The 19743-nt window shown below is 57.8% G+C and carries 18 protein-coding genes; 12 read left to right on the top strand and 6 right to left on the bottom strand.

Going from position 1 to position 19743, the window contains the following annotated elements; translation table 11 throughout:
- Positions 1 to 11: 11 nt before the first annotated feature.
- The 4 genes from HMPREF2849_RS00205 to HMPREF2849_RS00190 form a co-directional block, all read right to left on the bottom strand.
- The gene (locus HMPREF2849_RS00205; protein ID WP_048733161.1) at positions 12 to 428 is read right to left on the bottom strand and encodes a hypothetical protein; all 417 of its coding nucleotides are present in this window, start codon (positions 426 to 428) and stop codon (positions 12 to 14) included.
- 43 nt (positions 429 to 471) lie between these two features.
- Positions 472 to 1404, bottom strand: a complete 933-nt coding sequence (locus HMPREF2849_RS00200) for a universal stress protein (protein ID WP_069358890.1) — start codon at positions 1402 to 1404, stop codon at positions 472 to 474.
- A 158-nt stretch (positions 1405 to 1562) separates the two neighbouring features.
- A complete protein-coding gene (locus HMPREF2849_RS00195) occupies positions 1563 to 2054 on the bottom strand; it encodes a MarR family winged helix-turn-helix transcriptional regulator (protein ID WP_016421708.1) in 492 nt (163 codons plus the stop codon).
- Between the two features lie 522 nt (positions 2055 to 2576).
- Positions 2577 to 3662 (bottom strand): inositol-3-phosphate synthase, encoded by a 1086-nt coding sequence (locus tag HMPREF2849_RS00190; protein WP_016421706.1) that lies wholly within the window; start codon positions 3660 to 3662, stop codon positions 2577 to 2579.
- A 272-nt stretch (positions 3663 to 3934) separates the two neighbouring features.
- Between HMPREF2849_RS00190 and HMPREF2849_RS11090 the strand changes: the two genes are divergently transcribed.
- From HMPREF2849_RS11090 to trxA, 10 genes are all read left to right on the top strand, one after another.
- Positions 3935 to 4306, top strand: a complete 372-nt coding sequence (locus HMPREF2849_RS11090) for a DUF5318 family protein (protein WP_240593405.1) — start codon at positions 3935 to 3937, stop codon at positions 4304 to 4306.
- Positions 4307 to 4317: 11 nt separating this feature from the next.
- Positions 4318 to 6795, top strand: a complete 2478-nt coding sequence (locus tag HMPREF2849_RS00185) for a transglycosylase domain-containing protein (protein ID WP_070862419.1) — start codon at positions 4318 to 4320, stop codon at positions 6793 to 6795.
- A complete protein-coding gene (locus HMPREF2849_RS00180; protein WP_016421704.1) occupies positions 6796 to 6987 on the top strand; it encodes a hypothetical protein in 192 nt (63 codons plus the stop codon).
- Positions 6988 to 7298: 311 nt separating this feature from the next.
- Positions 7299 to 7586, top strand: a complete 288-nt coding sequence (gene rpsF, locus HMPREF2849_RS00175) for a 30S ribosomal protein S6 (RefSeq protein ID WP_070439172.1) — start codon at positions 7299 to 7301, stop codon at positions 7584 to 7586.
- Positions 7587 to 7707: 121 nt separating this feature from the next.
- Positions 7708 to 8274, top strand: a complete 567-nt coding sequence (locus tag HMPREF2849_RS00170; RefSeq protein WP_005511984.1) for a single-stranded DNA-binding protein — start codon at positions 7708 to 7710, stop codon at positions 8272 to 8274.
- 100 nt (positions 8275 to 8374) lie between these two features.
- Positions 8375 to 8827: a 50S ribosomal protein L9 gene (gene rplI, locus HMPREF2849_RS00165; RefSeq protein WP_005511982.1), complete on the top strand. Its 453-nt coding sequence runs from the start codon at positions 8375 to 8377 to the stop codon at positions 8825 to 8827.
- 736 nt (positions 8828 to 9563) lie between these two features.
- Positions 9564 to 11156, top strand: a complete 1593-nt coding sequence (dnaB, locus tag HMPREF2849_RS00160) for a replicative DNA helicase (protein ID WP_070439169.1) — start codon at positions 9564 to 9566, stop codon at positions 11154 to 11156.
- Between the two features lie 141 nt (positions 11157 to 11297).
- Positions 11298 to 12494: an acyltransferase family protein gene (locus tag HMPREF2849_RS00155; protein WP_070439166.1), complete on the top strand. Its 1197-nt coding sequence runs from the start codon at positions 11298 to 11300 to the stop codon at positions 12492 to 12494.
- A gap of 89 nt (positions 12495 to 12583) precedes the next feature.
- Entirely contained in the window at positions 12584 to 13432 is an 849-nt protein-coding gene (locus HMPREF2849_RS00150) for a fumarylacetoacetate hydrolase family protein (protein WP_070429056.1), read from the top strand.
- Positions 13433 to 13574: 142 nt separating this feature from the next.
- Positions 13575 to 13955, top strand: coding sequence for a thioredoxin (gene trxA, locus HMPREF2849_RS00145; RefSeq protein WP_070429055.1), 381 nt, complete (start codon positions 13575 to 13577; stop codon positions 13953 to 13955).
- Positions 13956 to 14048: 93 nt separating this feature from the next.
- Here the strand turns inward: trxA and HMPREF2849_RS00140 are convergent, their stop codons facing one another.
- A complete protein-coding gene (locus HMPREF2849_RS00140) occupies positions 14049 to 15350 on the bottom strand; it encodes a serine hydrolase (protein WP_070429054.1) in 1302 nt (433 codons plus the stop codon).
- Positions 15351 to 15511: 161 nt separating this feature from the next.
- On the opposite strand from HMPREF2849_RS00140, the gene HMPREF2849_RS00135 reads away from it, so the two are divergent.
- A complete protein-coding gene (locus HMPREF2849_RS00135) occupies positions 15512 to 16366 on the top strand; it encodes a PspA/IM30 family protein (protein ID WP_070862418.1) in 855 nt (284 codons plus the stop codon).
- Positions 16367 to 16547: 181 nt separating this feature from the next.
- On the opposite strand, the gene HMPREF2849_RS00130 is transcribed toward HMPREF2849_RS00135, so the two are convergent.
- Positions 16548 to 18125, bottom strand: coding sequence for an NYN domain-containing protein (locus HMPREF2849_RS00130; protein WP_070429052.1), 1578 nt, complete (start codon positions 18123 to 18125; stop codon positions 16548 to 16550).
- 261 nt (positions 18126 to 18386) lie between these two features.
- On the opposite strand from HMPREF2849_RS00130, the gene HMPREF2849_RS00125 reads away from it, so the two are divergent.
- Positions 18387 to 19664 (top strand): MFS transporter, encoded by a 1278-nt coding sequence (locus HMPREF2849_RS00125; protein WP_070429051.1) that lies wholly within the window; start codon positions 18387 to 18389, stop codon positions 19662 to 19664.
- Positions 19665 to 19743 lie beyond the last annotated feature (79 nt).

Here is a 19743-nt window from a genome sequence, read left to right as displayed (position 1 = left end):
GCCTCTTACCCCTACTTAACGCCCAGAATCAGGACACCGAATGTGGAGAGCATCCACATCAAAGTGAAGGGCATGAGCACCCAGCACATAGCGAGCCACGCGCGCCAGTTGCGGAAGTTTTTCCACTCCACGTAGGTCTGCCAAAAGCCCAAAAGGCAGCCGACCAGGGAGATTACGCCCGGGACAACGGGGAAAAGGATCTCCCAAGTGCGGGAGCAGAGGAAGCTGGACTTACCCGCATCACAGGTGGGGCCACCGACAATGGCGCCGGCGATGCCAATAATGAGGCCCGCGAGCAGCGTCGTAAGAATCACACCCGCGGTGTAGATGTAGGCGCGCTTGCCGGAATACATCTTGCGCTCAAGCTCGTCGAAGATTTCATCCTCATTGCGCTCTGGTGTACTGCGCTTCGGTGAATTATCCACCATCTGCTCCCCTCGCCTCTAAATGCCGTCTGATGTGCCTGCCATACTAGGCCGGAGTAATCAGCATTGGCACCGGGCTGTGGCGAACGATGTGGTTAGTCGACGAGCCGATGAAAATTCGCCCGAATGGGCCAAGAGTAGACGAACCCAAAACGAGCAAGTCTCCCTTTTTCCATTTGATGGACTGAATGGCCTCTTCCCAACCGTTGCCGGAGGCTACTTCCGCATCAATGGAAAGGTCTGGGTAACGGGTATGCGCGCGGTCCATACCGCGGTCGAGCAGCCCCATAGCCTGCTCGCGCCACTCAATCATCAGGTCAGAGGAGGGGCCGTAGCCGTTCTCCGTCGGGTACATGGTCGCACCACGCGGCGTAAACGAGACCAAACGCAGGGGAACTTCCCAGCGATATGCCAGGTCAGCAGCCTTATTCAATGCGTGGTGCGACTGTGGGGTGTCAATGTAGCAAATGCTGACACGGGTCACACCGTGCTTAGAAAGCTTCGCGCCGGGGATCGCCAATCCCAGCGGGATTGGCGAGTAATGCAGCAGCGCATCCGAGGTTGATCCCGCAGTAAAGCGACTGCGGTTCTTGGCGGTCCAGTCCTTGGTATTGCTTCGGCGGGTGCCAAGCAAAACCACATCGGCTTCGAATTCTTCGGCTTCGTTGCAGATAGTTGTGGATTCGCTGGAGGATTCGATGATCCGTACGGCATCGTCGTCAAGCATGCCCTTGCGCAGGCCAGCGAGCTTTAGCTCATCCTTGATGATTTTTTCAAGAGACTCGGTTTCGTGGGAAACCCAGGAGTCATTGGTGCTCAACCGAGCCAGTGAGGTCAGCGGCCAGCCACGCGACAGTGCGCTGACAACGCGAATCTGCACCTTCGTGGTGCGAGCTAACCAAGCGGCGTAAGCAAGCGTTTCGGTGCCGTACTCGCCTGGACGCCACGCAATCATGATACGAAGCGGGCGGGAAGCCATCGCTAATCCTCCTGTGATTACTCAGAAATATCCAAGTGGTGCTTCTGGGTAATAGCCTACGTGGATAGGCGGGCATATTTAAAACGGCACCGAGGAAGTGTAAAAGCTATGTATCCTGCCTGTGGGCTTAAAGGTGGCAGGGCTAGCTGGAAAAGAGACTAGACGCTTGGGTTTGTCTTTGGGTGCTCCGGGTAGTTTTCGAGGATCTTGGACAGAATCGTCTCAAGACCAGCGCCAAACTCCAGCTCTTCCTGGGTCAGCGTGCTGAACATCTCAGCCATCTGCTGATTGCGCTCTTCAGAAACGCGGTGCAGCTCTTCACGGCCACGGTCGGTCAGTTCAACGCGGACGCCACGGCGGTCTTTGCTGTCGCGGACGCGCTCCACCATGCCGGCGACCTCCAAGTGGTGCACGGCGTTGGAGGCGGTGGGCATGCGGATGGCCTCGGCCTCAGCCAACTGGCTGATACGGCAGGCACCCAGTGCCTCCAGGGTCATCATGATGGACAGCTGCGCGCGGCTGAGCTGGGACTCCGAGGAGCGGCGGCTGTAGAGCAGCTCAGCGCGAGTCAGAAGAGGGCGAATGCGCTTAGCGAGCGACAGAGGAGTAACGGCATCAGGATTGCCAATCGAGCCCGAAGATAATGTCATAGCGACGATGTTATATGCGAACAGTGCTAGTTGCCAATACGAAATTTATTTGGGGTGCTATTTATTTTTCTACAACTGGTGATTTCGGCAATGAAATCACCAGGAATCTTCCACCAATCATCTAAAGCCCCAGTACAAAGCATTAAACCTATCTGCGTATAAGGTTTTTTCGGTGCTGGCAGAAACCCCCTAAAGTGTCACTTCTTCTGTACTTAGAACTTTGGGTTGGAGGTAGCCATGCGGCTACTCTCGCGAATACTTTCGACTTGTGATATATCTCGCGAATCAATCCTCTCGGATGTATTGCTGTCAGCTTTACGACGGCTGCAGCGCACGCATCCATGGCAGGGACGAGGTGGGCGCAGCAGCGAGTAGGGCGAGAAGGGCGTGGAAGGAAGCGGGGAGGACAGGGGATAGAGGAGCACAAAAGCGCCAGCGGCTACTGCATGGGTAACCGGCTGGCGCTTTTCAAGGAACATGCTCTCGGAGCTGCTCGCTTGTACTTTTGAGTGCTTGTACCTTTTAGTCTTCGCCCTTAATAAATGCTTCGAGCTGTGCTCGCGCAACATCGTCGGCAAGCTGCTTCGGCGGGGACTTCATCAGGTAGGAAGAAGCGGCGTAAACCGGGCCGCCGATGCCGCGATCCTTGGCGATCTTAGCTGCGCGAACAGCATCGATGATGATGCCGGCGGAGTTCGGGGAGTCCCAGACCTCGAGCTTGTACTCAAGGTTCAGCGGCACCTCGCCGAAGGCCTTGCCCTCGAGTCGGACGTAGGCCCACTTGCGGTCATCCAGCCAGTCCACCCAGTCCGACGGGCCGATGTGGACGTTGCGGTCATCAATCTTGCCGGCCAGTGGACCGGTGAGATTGGAGGTGACAGCCTGGGTCTTGGAGATCTTCTTGGACTCGAGACGGTCGCGCTCGAGCATGTTCTTGAAGTCCATGTTGCCGCCGACGTTGAGCTGCAGGGTGCGCTCGAGGCGAACACCACGGTCCTCAAATAGCTTGGCCATGACGCGGTGAGTGATGGTTGCGCCGACCTGGCTCTTGATATCGTCGCCGACAATCGGAACGCCCGCGTCTTCGAACTTCTTGGCCCACTCCGGGTCGGATGCGATGAAGACCGGCAGGGCGTTGACGAAGGCCACACCAGCGTCAATGGCACACTGTGCGTAGAACTTGTCGGCCTGCTCGGAACCGACCGGCAGGTAGGAGACCAGGACATCGACCTTGGCGTCCTTCAGCGCCTGAACTACGTCGACCGGTTCAGCCGGGGATTCGTCGATGGTGTCCGCGTAGTACTTGCCAACGCCGTCCAGGGTCGGGCCGCGCTGAACCTCAACGCCGAGAGTCGGGACATCGGCAATCTTGATGGTGCAGTTTTCGGAGGAAACAATGGCCTCGGAGAGGTCCTTGCCGACCTTCTTGTCGTCAACGTCGAAAGCTGCGACGAACTCGACATCGGAGACGTGGTAGTCGCCGAAGACGACGTGCATGAGGCCAGGAATGGTCTCATCGGGCTTTGCATCGCGGTAGAACTCGACACCCTGCACCAGGGAAGAGGCGCAGTTGCCGACGCCGACGATAGCGACGCGAATTGAACTCATTTGGTAATTCTCCTTGAAACTATGTGCTCGGAGGCTTTGACCTCGCGCCGGGAACTCACACCGGGAACTCGCATCAGGACCTAGCATCAGGACCCCGCACCAGGGCCTTGTGCCAGCGGTGCGGCCGTGAGTGGGTGCGCGCATTGAGGTAACGAGCGTGACGTTATACCTTTATGCGTTTTTTGCCGATGCCCGAACCGCGAGGGGGCATGTGTTTACCGATAAAGCGGGGGTGAAATCAGCCCGCACGAGCCTGCTAATCTGTCTTCGTGATGACATGGCAGGGCGAGATTGATCACTCCTTGCTCAAGAAGCAGTTATTGGAGCAGTGGCGTGTAGGGGAGATTTCACGGAAATCACTCTGTGATGCCGATGCTCGGCTGGTCGCTGCCGCGCGTTTTCACGGCAGAAAGTCCCAGGAAGAGTGCCCAGTATGTCGCAAATTCGACCTCCGACTCGTATTCTGGGTGTTCGGAGAAAACTTGGGCCGTCGTTCCGGCTCTGCTTGTACTGAAAACGAATTATCCGCAATAGTTAATGAATATGGTTCGTGCACCGTCAAAGAAGTTGAGGTGTGCCCCGACTGCAAGTGGAGTTTCCTGACCCGGACACTTCAGGCAGCTCGAGAAGAGTCAGAAAACTAGGGAGAGCACCCGTGAGCAATGATCGACCCGATAGCCCAGGCGGTCCTAACAGCCCTCACGAGGGCCAGGGTTCTAATTCATCAGGCGAGTGGTGGGATCAGCCGGATGCTGATTCCTTCAATACGCACGCACGCTCCGATGACGCATCGCTTGACGACGATTCCAGCGACAGCATTGATGCTGTTTCGGTCGGTGGCAGTGACGAGGGTCTGGCTACTGATTCAGAGATGACGTCGGCAAGCGAGCCGAACCCGGCGAAGGGGCAGTACGCCCCAGATGACCATGAACCAGATGACCATGAAGAGGAAAGCTCGATGGCGCAAGAAGAACAGCCGACTGATAATAAGCGGCGAATTTTAGCGTGGCTCGGTCTAGCCGTGGCGCTGGTCGTGCTGTTGCCGCTAGTTGTGTTCGGTGTCGCTTATGCAACAACGGACGTGCCGGAGCCAGAAGAGTTGGCAAATAGCCAGATTGCGGTGATTTATGACCGTACTGGTGAAAAGGAAATCACGCGCATCGTCCCCGAGGGCGGTAACCGAAGCAACATCACTATCGACAAGGTGCCGGATGCTGTACGCAATGCAGTGCTGGCAGCTGAGGATCGTGATTTCTATACCAACCCGGGTTTCTCCTTGACTGGTTATGCCCGTGCGGCTCTGGGAGTCGTGACTGGTAATTCCAGTGCCGGTGGCGGCTCGACCATTACGCAGCAGTACGTCAAGAATGCTGTGGTGGGCAATGAGCGCACGCTGACCCGTAAGGCCAAGGAACTGGTCATGTCGGCGAAGATGGCGCGGGAGTGGACTAAGGACGAAATCCTTGAGGCCTACCTCAACACGATTTACTTCGGTCGTAACGCATACGGTATCGCGGCAGCGTCGAAGGCCTACTTCGGTAAGGAAGTCGGTGAGCTGAATGCCGAAGAGGGTGCTGTGCTGGCAGCCTCGATTCAGCGTCCATCCGCACTGGATCCGTGGACAAACCGTCCAGAGGCGGAGCAGCGTTGGAACTACGTCCTCGATGGTCTGGTGGAGATGAACATCGTCTCGCCGCAGAACCGCGCGGGAATGCAGTACCCGGAGACCATCGATCCGGCGTTGGCGCCGAAGCAGGCTCCGGAGCCCGGCCCGGCTGCCATGATTAAGAATCAGGTGCTGGCTGAGTTGGAGCGCGAAGGTATCTCCGAGCAGGAGGTCAACACTGGCGGTCTACGCATTACGACGACCATTGACCCGACGGTGCAGCAGGCTGCCCTGGATGCGATGGAAAACTACGTCGATCAGTCAACGGGTTTGCGTGCTGCCATCGTTTCGGTGGAGCCAAAGACCGGTGCTGTCCGCGCCTACTACGGTGGCGACGATCCGACTGGTTGGGACTACGCGAACAGCGGTCTGCAGACCGGTTCTACTTTCAAGATTTTTGCGCTGGCAGCAGCGCTCGATCAGGGCATTCCTCTGACCGCGCAGTACTCTTCGGCACCTGTCCAGTCCGGTAACGCCACTCTGTACAACGCCGGTGGTGCCGGCGGTGGCGTCCTCCCGATTTACGAGTCCCTGAAGCAGTCGCTGAACACCCCGTTTATTCGCCTGCAGCGCGACCTGAAGAATGGCCCGGATGACACCGCCAAAATGGCTCATCGTCTGGGCGTGGCTGAGTCCATCCCAGGTATTGAAAAGACTCTGATGGATGACAACGGTCACTCGCAGGACGGTATTACCTTGGGGCAGTACCTCTCACGTCCGCTGGATATGGCTGTTGGTCTGGCTACGCTGACCAACGATGGTGTCTATCAGCAGACTCACTTCGTCGACAAGGTCGAAAACTCCAAGGGCGAGATTGTTTACGAGTCCAATGCCGACAAGGGCGACCGTCGAGTTTCCAAGGCAGTGGCCACCAATGTGATATCAGCTATGGAGCCTGTTGCTGGCTACAGCAACAAGCCCTTGAGTGGTGGTCGCCCGTCGGCTGCCAAGACCGGTACTACGCAGTTGGGTGACACCGGCCAGAACAAGGATGCGTGGATGATTGGTTCGACGCCGCAGCTGTCGACCGCAGTATGGGTTGGCAATGTCGATGGTTCGGCGCTCTACAACTCCTACGGTGGCATCATGTACGGTGCCCAAACCCCGGGCGATTTGTGGAAGTACACCATGGATAACGCACTGGCTAACGAGGACTTTGAGTACTTCACGAAGCCGGAACCAATCGGTGGTGTCGCAGGTGCGCCGCAGTACCAGGCGCCGTCGACCTCTGACTCTGGCTATGACCAGGAATCTGCCCCGGAGACTACCGAAGAGGAGTCTGCCGAGGAGTCGACCTCTGAGTCCTCCGAGGAGCAGCCTGCACCGCTTCCGGTTCCGGGTGGCGATGGCGGCGGCGGTGGCGGCGGAATCGCTGACCTACTGCCCATCCCGATTCCGGGAGGCGGTGGTTTCGGCGGTGGCAATGAAGGCGGCGGAGACCCCGGTAACCCTGGAGGTGGACAGTAAGTGGATACGTGGGTGATTTTCACCATTGTCTGCGTCGCGATCGGCTTCCTGATGTTCGGCACGGCCTTTTGGGGCTTCATGCAGAAGTGGAAACCGGCAATCATTTGGGCTCTGTGCCTGGCAGCCTTCCTATTCGCGACAGTCATTCCGGTGATTATTGCGTTGGCACATGCTTCCTCGACATCAATGTAGGACGCAGGTCAGGTAGCCAGCTGCTAGAGCGCTAACCGCCCACAAAGCACGCGACAACTTCACAATTCAAAGAGACGCACGCAGTAGCTCTGTGTGCGTCTCTTTCTATTCGGTGCTCCGACGCCGCTTGCCAGTACTGCTTGCCGACGGCGCCTGCGATTAGGACATATACCTCTGCCTGCGGTACCCTGGCAGGGTTGCTTGACGCAACGATCCTCCTGCTGCATAGCGGTTGGCATGAAAGATAGTGCCAGCGCACCACGCTGTGTAGCCGAAATACAAGAACTAGACCATAGGAGGTGATGAGGTCCGTGCGTCACTACGAAGTAATGATTATTATCGATCCGTCTCAGGATGAGCGCACCGTAGGCCCGTCCCTGGAGAAGTACCTCGACGTTGTCCGCAAGGAGAACGGCAAGGTGGAGAAGGTGGACATCTGGGGTAAGCGCCACCTCGCCTACCCGATCGAGAAGAAGGAAGACGGCATCTACGTTGTCGTCGACCTCACCTGCGAGTCCGCATCCGTGCTGGAACTCGACCGTCGTCTGAATCTGAACGACAGCATCCTGCGCACCAAGGTGCTGCGGGTTGATCGTTAATCTGCGTCATATTTGCGTATCCAGAGTGCTCGAATGGGGCACACCGGTAGTGCGAAAGCCGTAGGATAGCGGGCGAAAGCCCCATCATCAGCTCGACAGAATACAACCGAGGAGAAGAAGCATGGCTCAGGGAGACGTACAAATCACAGTGGTTGGCAACTTGGTTGCTGACCCGGAGCTTAAGTACACCCAGAACGGCACTGCCGTGGCGAATTTCCGCGTCGCGTCGACTCCGCGGGTGTACCGAGATGGCCAGTGGGTTGACGGCGAGGGCATGTTCCTCACCTGCAGCCTGTGGCGTGAGGCAGCGGAGAACGCTGTCGAAAGTCTCTCCAAAGGCATGCGTGTCATCGTCCAGGGTCGTCTGCGCCAGCGCAGCTACGAGACCCGCGAGGGCGAGCGTCGTACCGTCTTTGAGGTTGAGGTCGATGAGGTGGGTCCGTCCCTGAAGTTCGCTCGAGCTCAGGTCACGCGCACTCCACGCAACGGCGGTGGAAACTTTGGCGGCGGTAACCGCGGCCAGGGTGGAAATGCCGGTGGTGGTTTCGGCGGTGGCTTTGGTGGAAACCAGGGCAACCAGGGTGGACAGAGCGATCGCGGTTTTGGTGGCGGAGCTCCTGCGGAAGATCCGTGGAACTCAGCTCCTCCGGCCGGTGGTGGCTTCGGCGGCGATGAGCCTCCGTTCTAAGCTCCTTCCAGCCACGGCACTACGTGACTAGTTTGCAGCAGATTTAGCATCCACAATTCTCATAGTCTTTTAAAGACATATCCAGCGAAAGGCAGGGATCATGAAGCTGATCCTCACCGCCGACGTTGACAAGCTCGGTGTCGCAGGCGACATCGTTGAGGTCAAGGCCGGCTACGGACGTAACTACCTGCTTCCTCGCGGACTGGCAATTGTTGCCACCCGCGGCGCAGAAAAGCAGATCGAGGGCATTCGTCGTGCCCAGGAGGCTCGCGCTATCCGCGACCTCGACCATGCACGTGAAGTCAAGCAGAAGATTGATTCGCTCGACAACGTCTCCGTTGCTGTGAAGGCTTCGGAAAATGGCAAGCTGTTCGGTTCCGTCACCAAGGGTGACATCGCCGATGCAGTTCGTAAGGCTTCCGGTCAGGCTATCGACAAGCGCGCAGTCGTGCTTGCTCCGAGCCAGATCAAGTCCCTTGGTAAGCACACCGTTGACATCGCGCTGCACCCGCAGATTACCGCGCATGTTTCCGTACAGGTCGTCGCCGCGTAAGTTCGCGGTTTAAAGTTTTTACTTTGACGGCGGCCGACGAGCGCCGCGCCTAAGGATGTGCGCGGGCTCTGAGGCCCAATGACAACAGCACACGTGAAGCTCTGATCTTTCGTAGTGAAAGGTCGGGGCTTTTCGTGGTTTAAGGCTGGCTTAAAGCCTTTTACGCAGGTGCTGGAAAGAGCATCTACAACTTGTCCACAGGCTAACGATGATTGCTGTGGATAAACCTGTGGGTAACTTGTCTGACTGCCGTGGATAACTTTTCTGGAGAGTGCGAGATTTTTATTAATTCATCGTTAATAATCTCCGCATGAGCAGCATCGATGCTAAAGGGGCAACAGAGGATTACATTTGTGCAGGATTAAGGCAAATATGTACTGACCTGCGTGGATAGAATATTTTCGGGTTGAAACTCTGCTACCCCCGTTAACATTCAAGCGGCGGTTTAGGGTTACGGACCGTTCACCTGGACTTTTCTTGATTGTGCACATGTTCTCCCCAGGCCTATCCACAGGAGCTGTGGATAACTTCGGGGATAAACCCCGTGGAAGATTGTTTTCTGGGGCCTTCAAGGGTACTTTTACAGGTCCGTCAATCCGCTCGAACAGGTATAACTGCGGTAGGTAGTCTGGTGTCCAGTGCTGGCGGTCGGAACAGACATATTGACTGTGACGGTCAGTCAGTAACAGGGTTGAAAAGGCACCTAAGTGGTCCAGAAGGGGAGGAGCTGCTCACGATGAGTCAGCCTGTAGGTGATGGTGGTCATTCAGGAGCAGGGGACGAGGCGTCGTCCTACTCGGTAAATTCCCACGATGATTCTTTCGATGACGTTCCGCTGCCTCCGGAACCGCCGGTAGAGGATGCGCCACCGGAGGAGTATTCCTTCTCGCAGAGCTCGGGCAAAGGATCGTCGGCAAGCGGATCTGGGGCGCGGGACTGGGAGCGAGACCGTGGTCGTGGCGCTCGTGCGAGTGCCGTCGCGGGCGCGACTTTTGAGCGCACGCCGCCGCACAATATCGAGGCAGAGCAGAGTGTGCTCGGTGCAATGTTGCTGAACTCCGAGGTCGTTGCGGATGTGTATGAGCAGCTGACACCGGAGGATTTCTACCGCCCGGCGCACCAGACGATTTACTCGGCGATTTTGCACCTCTACGGTGAGTCCTCGGAAATTGACCCCATTTTGCTGGCAGGTCGTCTGGATCGAACTGGAGACCTGGAGCGCATCGGTGGTCCGCTGTACCTGCACACCTTGGCCTCCCTGGTGCCAACGGCGGCGAATGCGCAGTTCTATGCCCGAATTGTTGCGGAGAAGGCGACAATTCGTCGCCTGGTAGAGGCCGGCACGAAGATCGCCCAGATCGGCTATGCGGGCGCGGAGGACACGGAGCCGGAGCAGCTGGTGGATGAGGCGCAGCAGCTCATCTTCAGTGTTGGACGTGAGAACACGAAGAATGACTACGTTCCCATCGCCGATGTCCTGGATGACACGCTGGAGGAACTGGATCTTATTACCCAAAACGGCGGTCTGGCGCAGGGTGTGCCGACGGGGATCACCAACCTGGACAAGCTGACAAACGGTCTTCACCCAGGTCAGATGGTGATTATTGCGGCTCGACCGGGTGTGGGTAAGTCCACGCTGGCGATGGACTTCATGCGTTCGGCCTCGATTCGCAACGGCATGACCAGCGCAATTTTCTCGTTGGAGATGTCGCGCAATGAAATCATGATGCGCATCATGTCCGCAGAGGCGAAGATCAACATGGCATCTTTGCGCTCCGGTGACCTGGATGAGCGGGACTGGACCAAGTTGGTCGAGGTCGGCGACAAGATTCGCGATGCTCCGCTGTTTATTGATGACTCGCCGAACCTGACCATGATGGAGATTCGCGCGAAGGCACGTCAGCTGAAGCAGAAGCACGATCTGAAGATGATTGTGGTCGACTACCTGCAGCTGATGAGCTCGGGTAAAAAAGTCGAGTCCAGGCAGCAAGAGGTCTCGGAGTTCTCCCGTCAGCTCAAGTTGTTGGCGAAGGAACTCGAGGTACCGCTGATTGCAATTTCGCAGCTGAACCGTGGTCCGGAAGCTCGCACAGATAAGAAGCCACAGGTCTCGGACCTGCGTGAGTCGGGCTCACTGGAGCAGGATGCCGATATCGTCATGCTGATTTACCGGCCGGACTCGCAGGAGGCTGACCATGAACGTGCTGGTGAGGCGGATATTATCGTCGCAAAGCACCGTGGTGGACCGACCGGAAGCATTGCTGTGGCCCACCAGCTGCACTACTCCAGGTTCGCCAACCTGGCGGAGGAGCCCAGCGGTTCTCTCTAGGGCCTCGCCTAGCCACCCAGAATTAGTGCAATCCGGGTGGCTAGGTAAGGTGAGTGACAGTCAATGGGGCGAGTTTTCGTGCGTTGACGGTTTTGAAGGTTTTGAGGGTTACGCGGAGTCGTCGGGAAGCGGGGAAGCACTATGTCACCAACTGCCGCTCCCGTGGCAGCGGAGACCAAAGCTAAAAGGCATAAGAGTGCGCCGAAACAGCGCGTCGGCTGGGTAGATGCGGCCAAGGGGCTGTGCATTCTATTAGTTGTGCTTGGCCATGCCATCACAGAGCTGCAAGCGCACGGTTACTACACGGCGCAGTGGGCGGGGATTAACTTCTTCCTCGGACCAATCCGTATGCCGCTGTTTTTCCTGCTATCTGGTCTGTTCGCCGGCAAGGCACTCAAGGAGTCGTGGCATAAGTTGGCCAATCGCCGAATCTGGGTGATGGTCTATCTCTACGTGATTTGGGTTCCACTGCGTGACTTCGTGCTTTTCCTCATGCCATATACGCACGTGGATGCCGATGGCATCGTGTCTCCGCCGCCGATTACGGACCACAGTGCGTGGGGGCCGCGAATTTACAACACGCTTCACGCGGGCATCGAGCCAACTTCTTACCTGTGGTTCCTGTGGGCGCTGGCGCTATTTGCAATTCTCACACGAGCATTCCGCTGGGTACATCCGGTGATTCAGCTCATCGTTTCAGGCCTCATTAGTGCATGGGCGCCTTTTGCCTCATCCAGCTGGTCGTGGGACTTTGTCAGCAAGATGCTGTTCTTCTATGTGCTGGGCATGTACGGTGCGCCCTGGATCTTCCGGATGGCACAGCGTCGCAGCGGCCTCTCACTGCTAGTGACGCTGACGGCGTTCCTGTCGGTGGCAATCTGGGTGCAGGCGACCTACGCGAGCTTTAACGAAGGCAACGTCGGCTTCACCCGCGTGTACCTGTCCACCACTGGCGCACTGGCTGCAATCAATGTTATGGCGATGCTGCAGAACACTCGCCTAGTTGTGCCCTTTGAAAAGGTTGGCGGCCGAACGCTGCCTATCTTCCTCATGCACATTCCAATGTTGGTTGTGGTCATGATTATTTGCGACCTCATCCTGCCGAAGGACCCACACTTGGTCATCATGACGCCGCTGGTGGCCATCATCGCGGCGATGCTGTGTCTCGGTCTGCACAGGTTGCTGCTTGCCATCGGTGCCGGATGGCTCTTCGTCCGTCCTGCTTGGGTAGTTCGCATGACTACGCCGGGACAGCGTGCTCTTCAGCACAGCCAGAATCTTCCCTCCCAGCCTGAAGGCGAGGCTCTGCGTCAGCCAAAGAGCGAACCTGCTTCCTAATTCAGCTCAACAAGGCGGTAGCGTGGAACCGAGAGCCGATCAGGCGGCAGAAGTGACACAGAGAATAGCCATGAAGAAATGAGAAAGCCATGCGTCTAGCAACGTTGCGATACCAGGGTGCAACCCGCGCCGCTGTTCTCGGCGACGGCGTAGCGGTCCTTTTTGATGACCACTGTCTCGGAGATGTGTTAGCGCGGCCAACGTGGCGTCGTGAAGCGGAAGAACTCTTGGCGGAGGCGGGGAACAACCCTGACAACGTCATGGCGGAGAGCACGTGGGCGTTCGCGCCGCTGATCACGCGGCCGGGCAAGATTGTTTGCGTCGGCCTGAACTATGCCGCCCACATCGATGAGATGGGACACGAGCGTCCCGAGGTGCCGACGCTATTCGCGAAGTTTGCCGATGCCGTTGCCGGTGCGAAGGATGATATCCGAGTGCCGGAGGCCTGCGCGGAAAAGCTCGATTATGAAGGCGAGCTCGCGGTTATCGTCGGCGAGACCTGCTTGCGGGTGTCGGAGGAGCAGGCACAGGACGCTATCGCTGGGTACGCGATTATGAATGACTTCACCCAGCGCGATTTCCAGTACGCCACCGCGCAGTGGCTACAGGGGAAGACGTTGCAGCGCGCCAGTGCTTTCGGCCCGTGGATGCTCACAGCAGATGCTTTCGATGCGGACTCCGCACGGGTGCGCACATATGTCGACGGAGAGCTGCGCCAGGATGCCCCGATTGCGGACCTTGTTTTCTCCCCGGCGAAGTTAATCGCCTACATCTCACAGTTCGTGCAGCTGAACCCGGGCGATGTCATCTCCACGGGAACGCCGGCGGGTGTTGGTCACGGCATGAGCCCGCAGACCTACCTTCAGGATGGTCAGGAAATGATCATCACCATCGATGGCCTGGGTAAACAGGCCAACACTGTCCGCATCAACCACTAGCACGCGCCGCTTTACGACGTCCCCGCGAACCCGGCGGGAATGAATCGACTCCCGCGTGCGTTGTGGGGAACTAACGGGTAAAAACCTACGTAAAGAACGTGAAGTTAGAACACGACGTTAAAGAGTAAGAGGAGTTAGACCCATGGCAACTGTTGATATTACGAACGAGACTTTCGCTGAGACTATTCAGAACAACGACATTGTGCTCGTTGATGCCTGGGCATCCTGGTGCGGTCCGTGCCGCCAGTTCGCCCCGATTTATGAGAAGGCTTCGGAGAAGCACCCAGAGGTAGTGTTCGCAAAGCTGGACACCGATGCCAACCAGGAGGTTTCGGCCGCCCTGGGCATTCAGTCGATTCCGACGCTGTTTGTTTTCCGCGAGGGAATCCTGCTGTTCCAGCACTCTGGTGTGCTGCCTGAGACCGCTCTGAGCGACCTGGTTGGCCAGGCTTCGGAGCTGAACATGGATGATGTCCGTGCGCAGATTGCCGAGCAGGCCGCACAGGATAGCGCTACCGAGTAAATTCTGCGGTTTAGTCCGCATACTGTGCGTTTTCCAACTTAGAGCACTGCCGCATGAGCCCCCGCGCCTCAAGCCCGCGGGGACTTTTTGTATCTAGTCCGCGCGCTGGCCACGAATGAGCCAGCCAATACCAAAGCCAGCGAGTGCCGCTACTAGTGCCCACAGGGCTGGAGCGACTTTGTTTGAGTTTTCCTCAATCGACAGTGGTGCGCTGGTGCGGGCATGCTTTGTCTCCTTCTCACCTGTTGGCAGAACCTGCCCGCTCGGGAACACGTGCTTGACAGCTTCGGTGAGGTCGTTGGCGGTCAGGTTTTTGCCCAGAACCGCGATAGCGTAACGGTCATCGTCGCCAAGGAACCCGGCAGTGGTGTGCTGCTCTTCGTACCAACCGGATTTGTTGGCAATCGTTTCCTTCGGTAGCGCTGCACGCAGACCGAAGTTCTGGTCTGCATCGCCGTAGGAGTAACGCGGCAGTGAGTACATCAGCTGACGCATGTATTTGGTCTCCGTGTCGCTCAGTCCGCCTTCTTCGCTCAGCATGCGGTCAAAGTAGGCGACCATGTCGGCTGGCGTACTAGTGGTGGCTCCCCACATAGGCGAGCCGACGGTCTTATCCGACAGGCCGTAGCGCTGCCGGACATTGTCAACGATGCGTACACCGCCGTAGGAATCCCACAGCTCGTCAGTTGCTTCATTGTTGGAGTATCGAATCATGTCGTCGCGCAGCATGGCATCAGGGTTGCCCTCAACCGGCATATCGCCCTGGCCAGCGACGATCTCGCCCTTCTTCGGCTGTGTGTAGTTGGAGTAGGCCACGACATCGGCGATGAATACCTTCATCAGGCTGGCGAGGCGAAAAACATCATCACAGTGTGCGTTGCAGATGAACTCACCGGTCTGGCGATCCAGGATGCCCATGCCGAGCATGCCGCCCTTAGCATCAAACTTCTCGGTCACCTGGTCGAGACGAGTTTGGACGCCAAGGCCCCACTGGGTATTCGCCCCTGGCACAAGTGGGGGAAACGCCTTCGGCTCACTTTTCGCAGTGCTTTCCGACGGCTCCGTTGAGGACGTTTCCGATGTCGTTGAAGAGGTTTTCTCTGCCGACTTCTCTGCCGACTGTTCCGCCCACTTCTCCGCGGTTTTCCCTGTGTGCTTCTCGGGAGCCTTTCCTGCTGGTTTTTCGGTGGTCTTCTTGGTTTTTGCGTCGGAGGGCTTAGTCGGCTCCGTTGAGGATGGAGCTGCGACGACTACCTGCGAAAATGCGCCGGTATTGGTGGAGTCAGCAGTTGCGGTGACTGTCGCGTTAGCCAGCGGCGCAGTTGCTGACAGAGTAATTACCGCGGCGAGACTCGCGGCAAGTCCGCGGTACGCGCGTTGAGGGCAATGAACCATGTTTAGAGAGTTTACAACTCTGGGGGAGTCTTGCTTGTCGGTAACCAGCTCTTTCCGTTTGCCGAGAGAGAGCGAGCTAGCTCACGTACAATTTTTTAAGAGATGGAATCTTCTCGGTTCCGATTAGTTATTCCGCATATGTTGAGGAAGGTTGGATTTGCATGGCTAATCCATTTGCCAAGGGCTGGAAGTACATGATGTCTTCGTTTGATAAGAAAATCGAGGACAATGCGGATCCGAAGGTTCAGATTGCACAGGCAGCTGAGGCCGAGCGTCAGCGCCATCAGGAGATTCAGCGTCAGGCTGCGGCTATCATCGGCAACCGCAATCAGCTGGAAATGCAGCTGGGGCGGTTGACCTCTGAGCGTGACAAGATTACCGAGAACACCCGCCAGGCACTCGCCAACGCGGATCAGGCTCGTGCCAAGGGCGATGAGGCCACTGCACAGAAGATGGAAAGCACTGCTGAGGTGTTTGCCACCCAGCTGGTGAATGTTGAAAAGGAGCTGGAAAATACTACGCAGCTCCACCAGCAGGCCGTATCTGCTGCTGAGGAGGCACAGCGTCAGGCGCAGCAGTCGCAGGCTCGCTACGAGCAGATTAAGCAGGATATCCGCAAGCTGGAGTCGCAGGCGGATCAGGCCAAGATGCAAGAGACCGCGTCGAAGACTCTCCAGAGCATGCAGGGTATTTCCGAGGATCCGAATGTGCCGACTTTGGATTCGGTCCGTGAGAAGATTGAAGGCCGCTACGCCAATGCGTTGGGCGCTCAGGAGCTCGCGGAATCCTCACAAGCAGGTCGCATGGCTGAGATCGAGACTTCGACTCGCGATGCCGCTGCCGACATGCGTCTGGCCGAAATTCGTGCCCAGATGAATAATGAAAGCGCTGCTCTCGAATCCGGTTCTGCCGCGAAGGATAACGCCGGCGAGCTGGAGGCCGCCGAGTCCGCCGAGTCCGCCGAGTCCGTTGAGGCCGTTGAGGACACCACAACGGACGCAGACGAAGCGAAGTAGCGTTCACCAGTTGCCAACAATCGTCAACAAGAAAGTGTCGGGGTTTATGTCAGTTTGAGCGGGAAAAACCACCCTAAACTGACATAAACCCCGACACTTTCTCGCACCAGCAGCGCCAGCAGCGACAGTAGCGCCAGCAGTGCTGAAGCCACCGAAACTGCCGAATCCGTGAGGCGCGCTATTACTCCAATTCGCCGTTCTTCCGCGCGAGCAGCACTCCGCGGATACCGGCGTGGAAACCATCGCGCAGATTGACGCGCTGCGTCTCCGTCAGCGTGTATTCGTGCAGGGTTTCGCACGCAAACTGCAGCAGCGGACGATCAATGTCCGGTGGCAGCCCACCACCAGAGAGCAAGTGGGCACTATCGCGCGCCTGCTCGTTCGCAATATTCTCGTACCACCAGTTCGCGTACTGCTGTCCCACATCGAACGGCGTCTGAAAACCCGCGGATGCCCACACCTCGTTCGGCAGGGGCACGTATCGACTACGCAGCTTCCTCCTTGGCGCCATCATCGAAGGATTCGGCCGCGGGCTTGGTTTCGGCGTACTCGTGTTGGCACCGTCTTCGCTTGTCGACGGCTCCGTCGCCGACCCCCCACTGCCAACTGCAGTCGACGACGCGGAATCGGGGGCAGACGCGCCTGCATTCTCGGCTCCGGTGTTGTTCGCAGTGTCGTTACCAGCCCCACTGCCAGTGTTGACTGTCGCGCCGGGCATGGCCGCTGGAGAAGGCTGTGCTGGCTGCGTTGGCTGCGTTTGCTGTGTTGGCGAGTCAGCCGAAACGCCCGAAGCAGCGGAATCCACCTGTGTAGTTTCCAAACCGCCGGTGCGCTCTACCTCAGCGCGGTGCTCAGCCTGCGCCGGGATTTCCCGGGCACCCATCTTGGCCGCGTGTTCGACCTCGTTGAACTTCGGCGAGTCGGCCTTGGCCGTCGGCGTGGCTGCGGCATTGTCTTCGCTGCGACAGTCGGAGTCGCGGTCAGCTGTGGGGGATGGCACAACGCGCTGGTCCTGCGGAACCTCCGGAGAGCCGGCCTCCGGCGAAGCAACATCACCGTCGGCAGCGGAGGGAGTGTTCTCCGTGCCGTCGTCAAGCGAGTCCTCGCCCGGAGGAGTGATGCGCGTATCCGGTACACAGGTGGCACCGAGATCTTCGATTGGTTCGGCATCGCCCAGCGGCTTATTCGTGCGGACGACCGGTGGGATTGGGCCCTCGAGGACATTGAGCTGCATGGCGTCGGCGAAGTCCTCGCGGGGATCGAGGATTGTCGTCGAATCGCAGGCATGGCGAAGTGCACCGGACATGGAGTCCCAGCCGAAGCCGTAGAGATGCACGCGCACACCGGCGGCCGAAGCCTCAGCGACGCCGGGCAGCATGTCCGCATCGCCCGAGACCAGCACGATATCGGAAACTTGGTTGCGCAGGCCGGCGACAACCATGTCTGCGACGAGTCGCGTATCGACGGCCTTCTGCGTCCGTCGGTCACCCCATTCAATGAGCTGACCTGCGCGCAGCTGCACACCATCAATCGTGCGCAGTGAGCGCTGGTAACGATGCGGCCCCGACTCCGGGATGCCGTCGTACCAAAGTTGCCGCTGAACTGGCTGGTTCAGCTGCTGGTTAATCATTCGGTCAAGGACACTAACTACTTCTCTAAGGTCGATTTCTAATTGCCCGCGGGCTCCGGTTTCCCACGAGTTGTAAAAGCTCGCCAGTAAATATGACGTATCGACGAACACCAATGTGCGTTCAAGCATGGCTCCTAATTCCTGATTCTTTATTAACTAAATAAGAAAACCGGTTACATCGACAAGGATGCCCGAATAATTCATTCTATGCGCTAAACATGTTTAACTTCAGGGACTATTCTCAATAAGCCGCATTGCTTTGACCGTTCTTCGCGGGTTGGCAGAAGTGCGAGCCGACGAGAAAGCACCGATCAATTTAGGTATTGACGTGCAAAGAAATCGCCCCGCGAAGAGTGCGACCACACAGGAGAAGGGGAGTTACAAACAGGTATGAGACGCTGGTTCGGCCTATTGGTTCTCATTACTGTGTTGGGGCAAGCGGTTTTCAACGGCGGTCGCGTGCTGCTTTCTTGGCGAGTCCTCGATTTTGGCGGTTCCGCCGCCACCGTCGGTTGGTTCACTGCCGCATTTTCACTTGTACCTCTTATTATTGCGCTTCCCGCCGGCAAGCTTGTCGACAGCCATCGTGCCACCGAAGTCATGTACTCCGGTCTCGTCGCCACCGTCATCGCTGCAGCAGTAATGTCGCTCTCGCCGAACCTACCTATTCTTCTGATCGGCTACGTGGCCCTGGGTTTTGCCCACATGACCACGCTCATCGCCGCTCAAGGCATGGTTTCGCACCTGCGTGGCGGCGTCGCCGGGCTTGATAGCCTCTTTGCATACTTCACGCTTGGAATCTCCGTCGGGCAGTTCCTCGGCATCGTCGGTGCGGGTCTGCTCACTCCCAACCACGACGGCAGCGCCATGACCGCCACCACTTCCGCGCTCTGGACGATGACGGGAATCGGTGCGGTCGCCCTGGTCATCGGCTGGCCGGTCGCAACTGCTTATCGACGGCACGAAGCAAATGCAGCCGCCGAAGTGCAAGCTGCTAGCTCAACTGAGTATTCTCCGGCGTCGACTGTTAGCGACCGCAGCCGGATGGAGGAGAGGCGGCTGGCGCAGGCCGAAGCCAGTGGCGCATCGGTCTTAAGCATCCTGCGTATCGATGGCATGTCCAGCGCTATGTCTGTCTCAATTGCGGTCATCGTAGCCATTGACCTGTTGACGGCATATGTGCCGGTGCTGGGACGTGAACTGGGCTTTAGTGTTGCCGAGGTGACGGCGATCCTTGGTGCGCGTAGTGGTCTTGCGATTATTTCCCGAGCCCTCATGCCGACTGTTTTGCGCAAAGCTAATCGCAATCGGGTCCTTATCATTGCAGTTTGTGCCGGTGTCATGCCGCTTTTGGCTATGCCGTGGCTGCAGAGTGCGTGGCTCATGGTTATTGCTGTTGGTATCTGCGGTTTGGCCTGGGGCTTTGTGATGCCCATGTCGATGACGTGGGTGAGTTCCCTGGTGGATGCCGAGGTGCGTGCTCAGGCGTTGTCCATCCGGCTAATGGGTAACCGCTTGGCGCAGGTCATCCTGCCGCCGATTGCTGGTGTGGGTGCTACCGCGATGGGTGCAGGCAGCGTGTTTCTGGGGGCGGGTGCGCTGATGGGTGTCGCATCTGCCACTGCTTGGCGACGACTCGCAGGTGACAAGGCGGCTCTGACTAAGTAATTGGTCGGTTGCTGAGTTGCTGACAAGTAGAGACCGAGCCGTAGGGCCCGACCCCCGGAAAGTGGACACATCGGGGGCT

It is taken from the genome of Corynebacterium sp. HMSC073B01 (assembly GCF_001838255.1).
Lineage (GTDB): Bacteria > Actinomycetota > Actinomycetes > Mycobacteriales > Mycobacteriaceae > Corynebacterium > Corynebacterium jeikeium_D.
The sequence above is the reverse complement of the archived record's forward strand: the minus strand, read 5'-3'. Positions and strand labels throughout refer to the sequence as shown.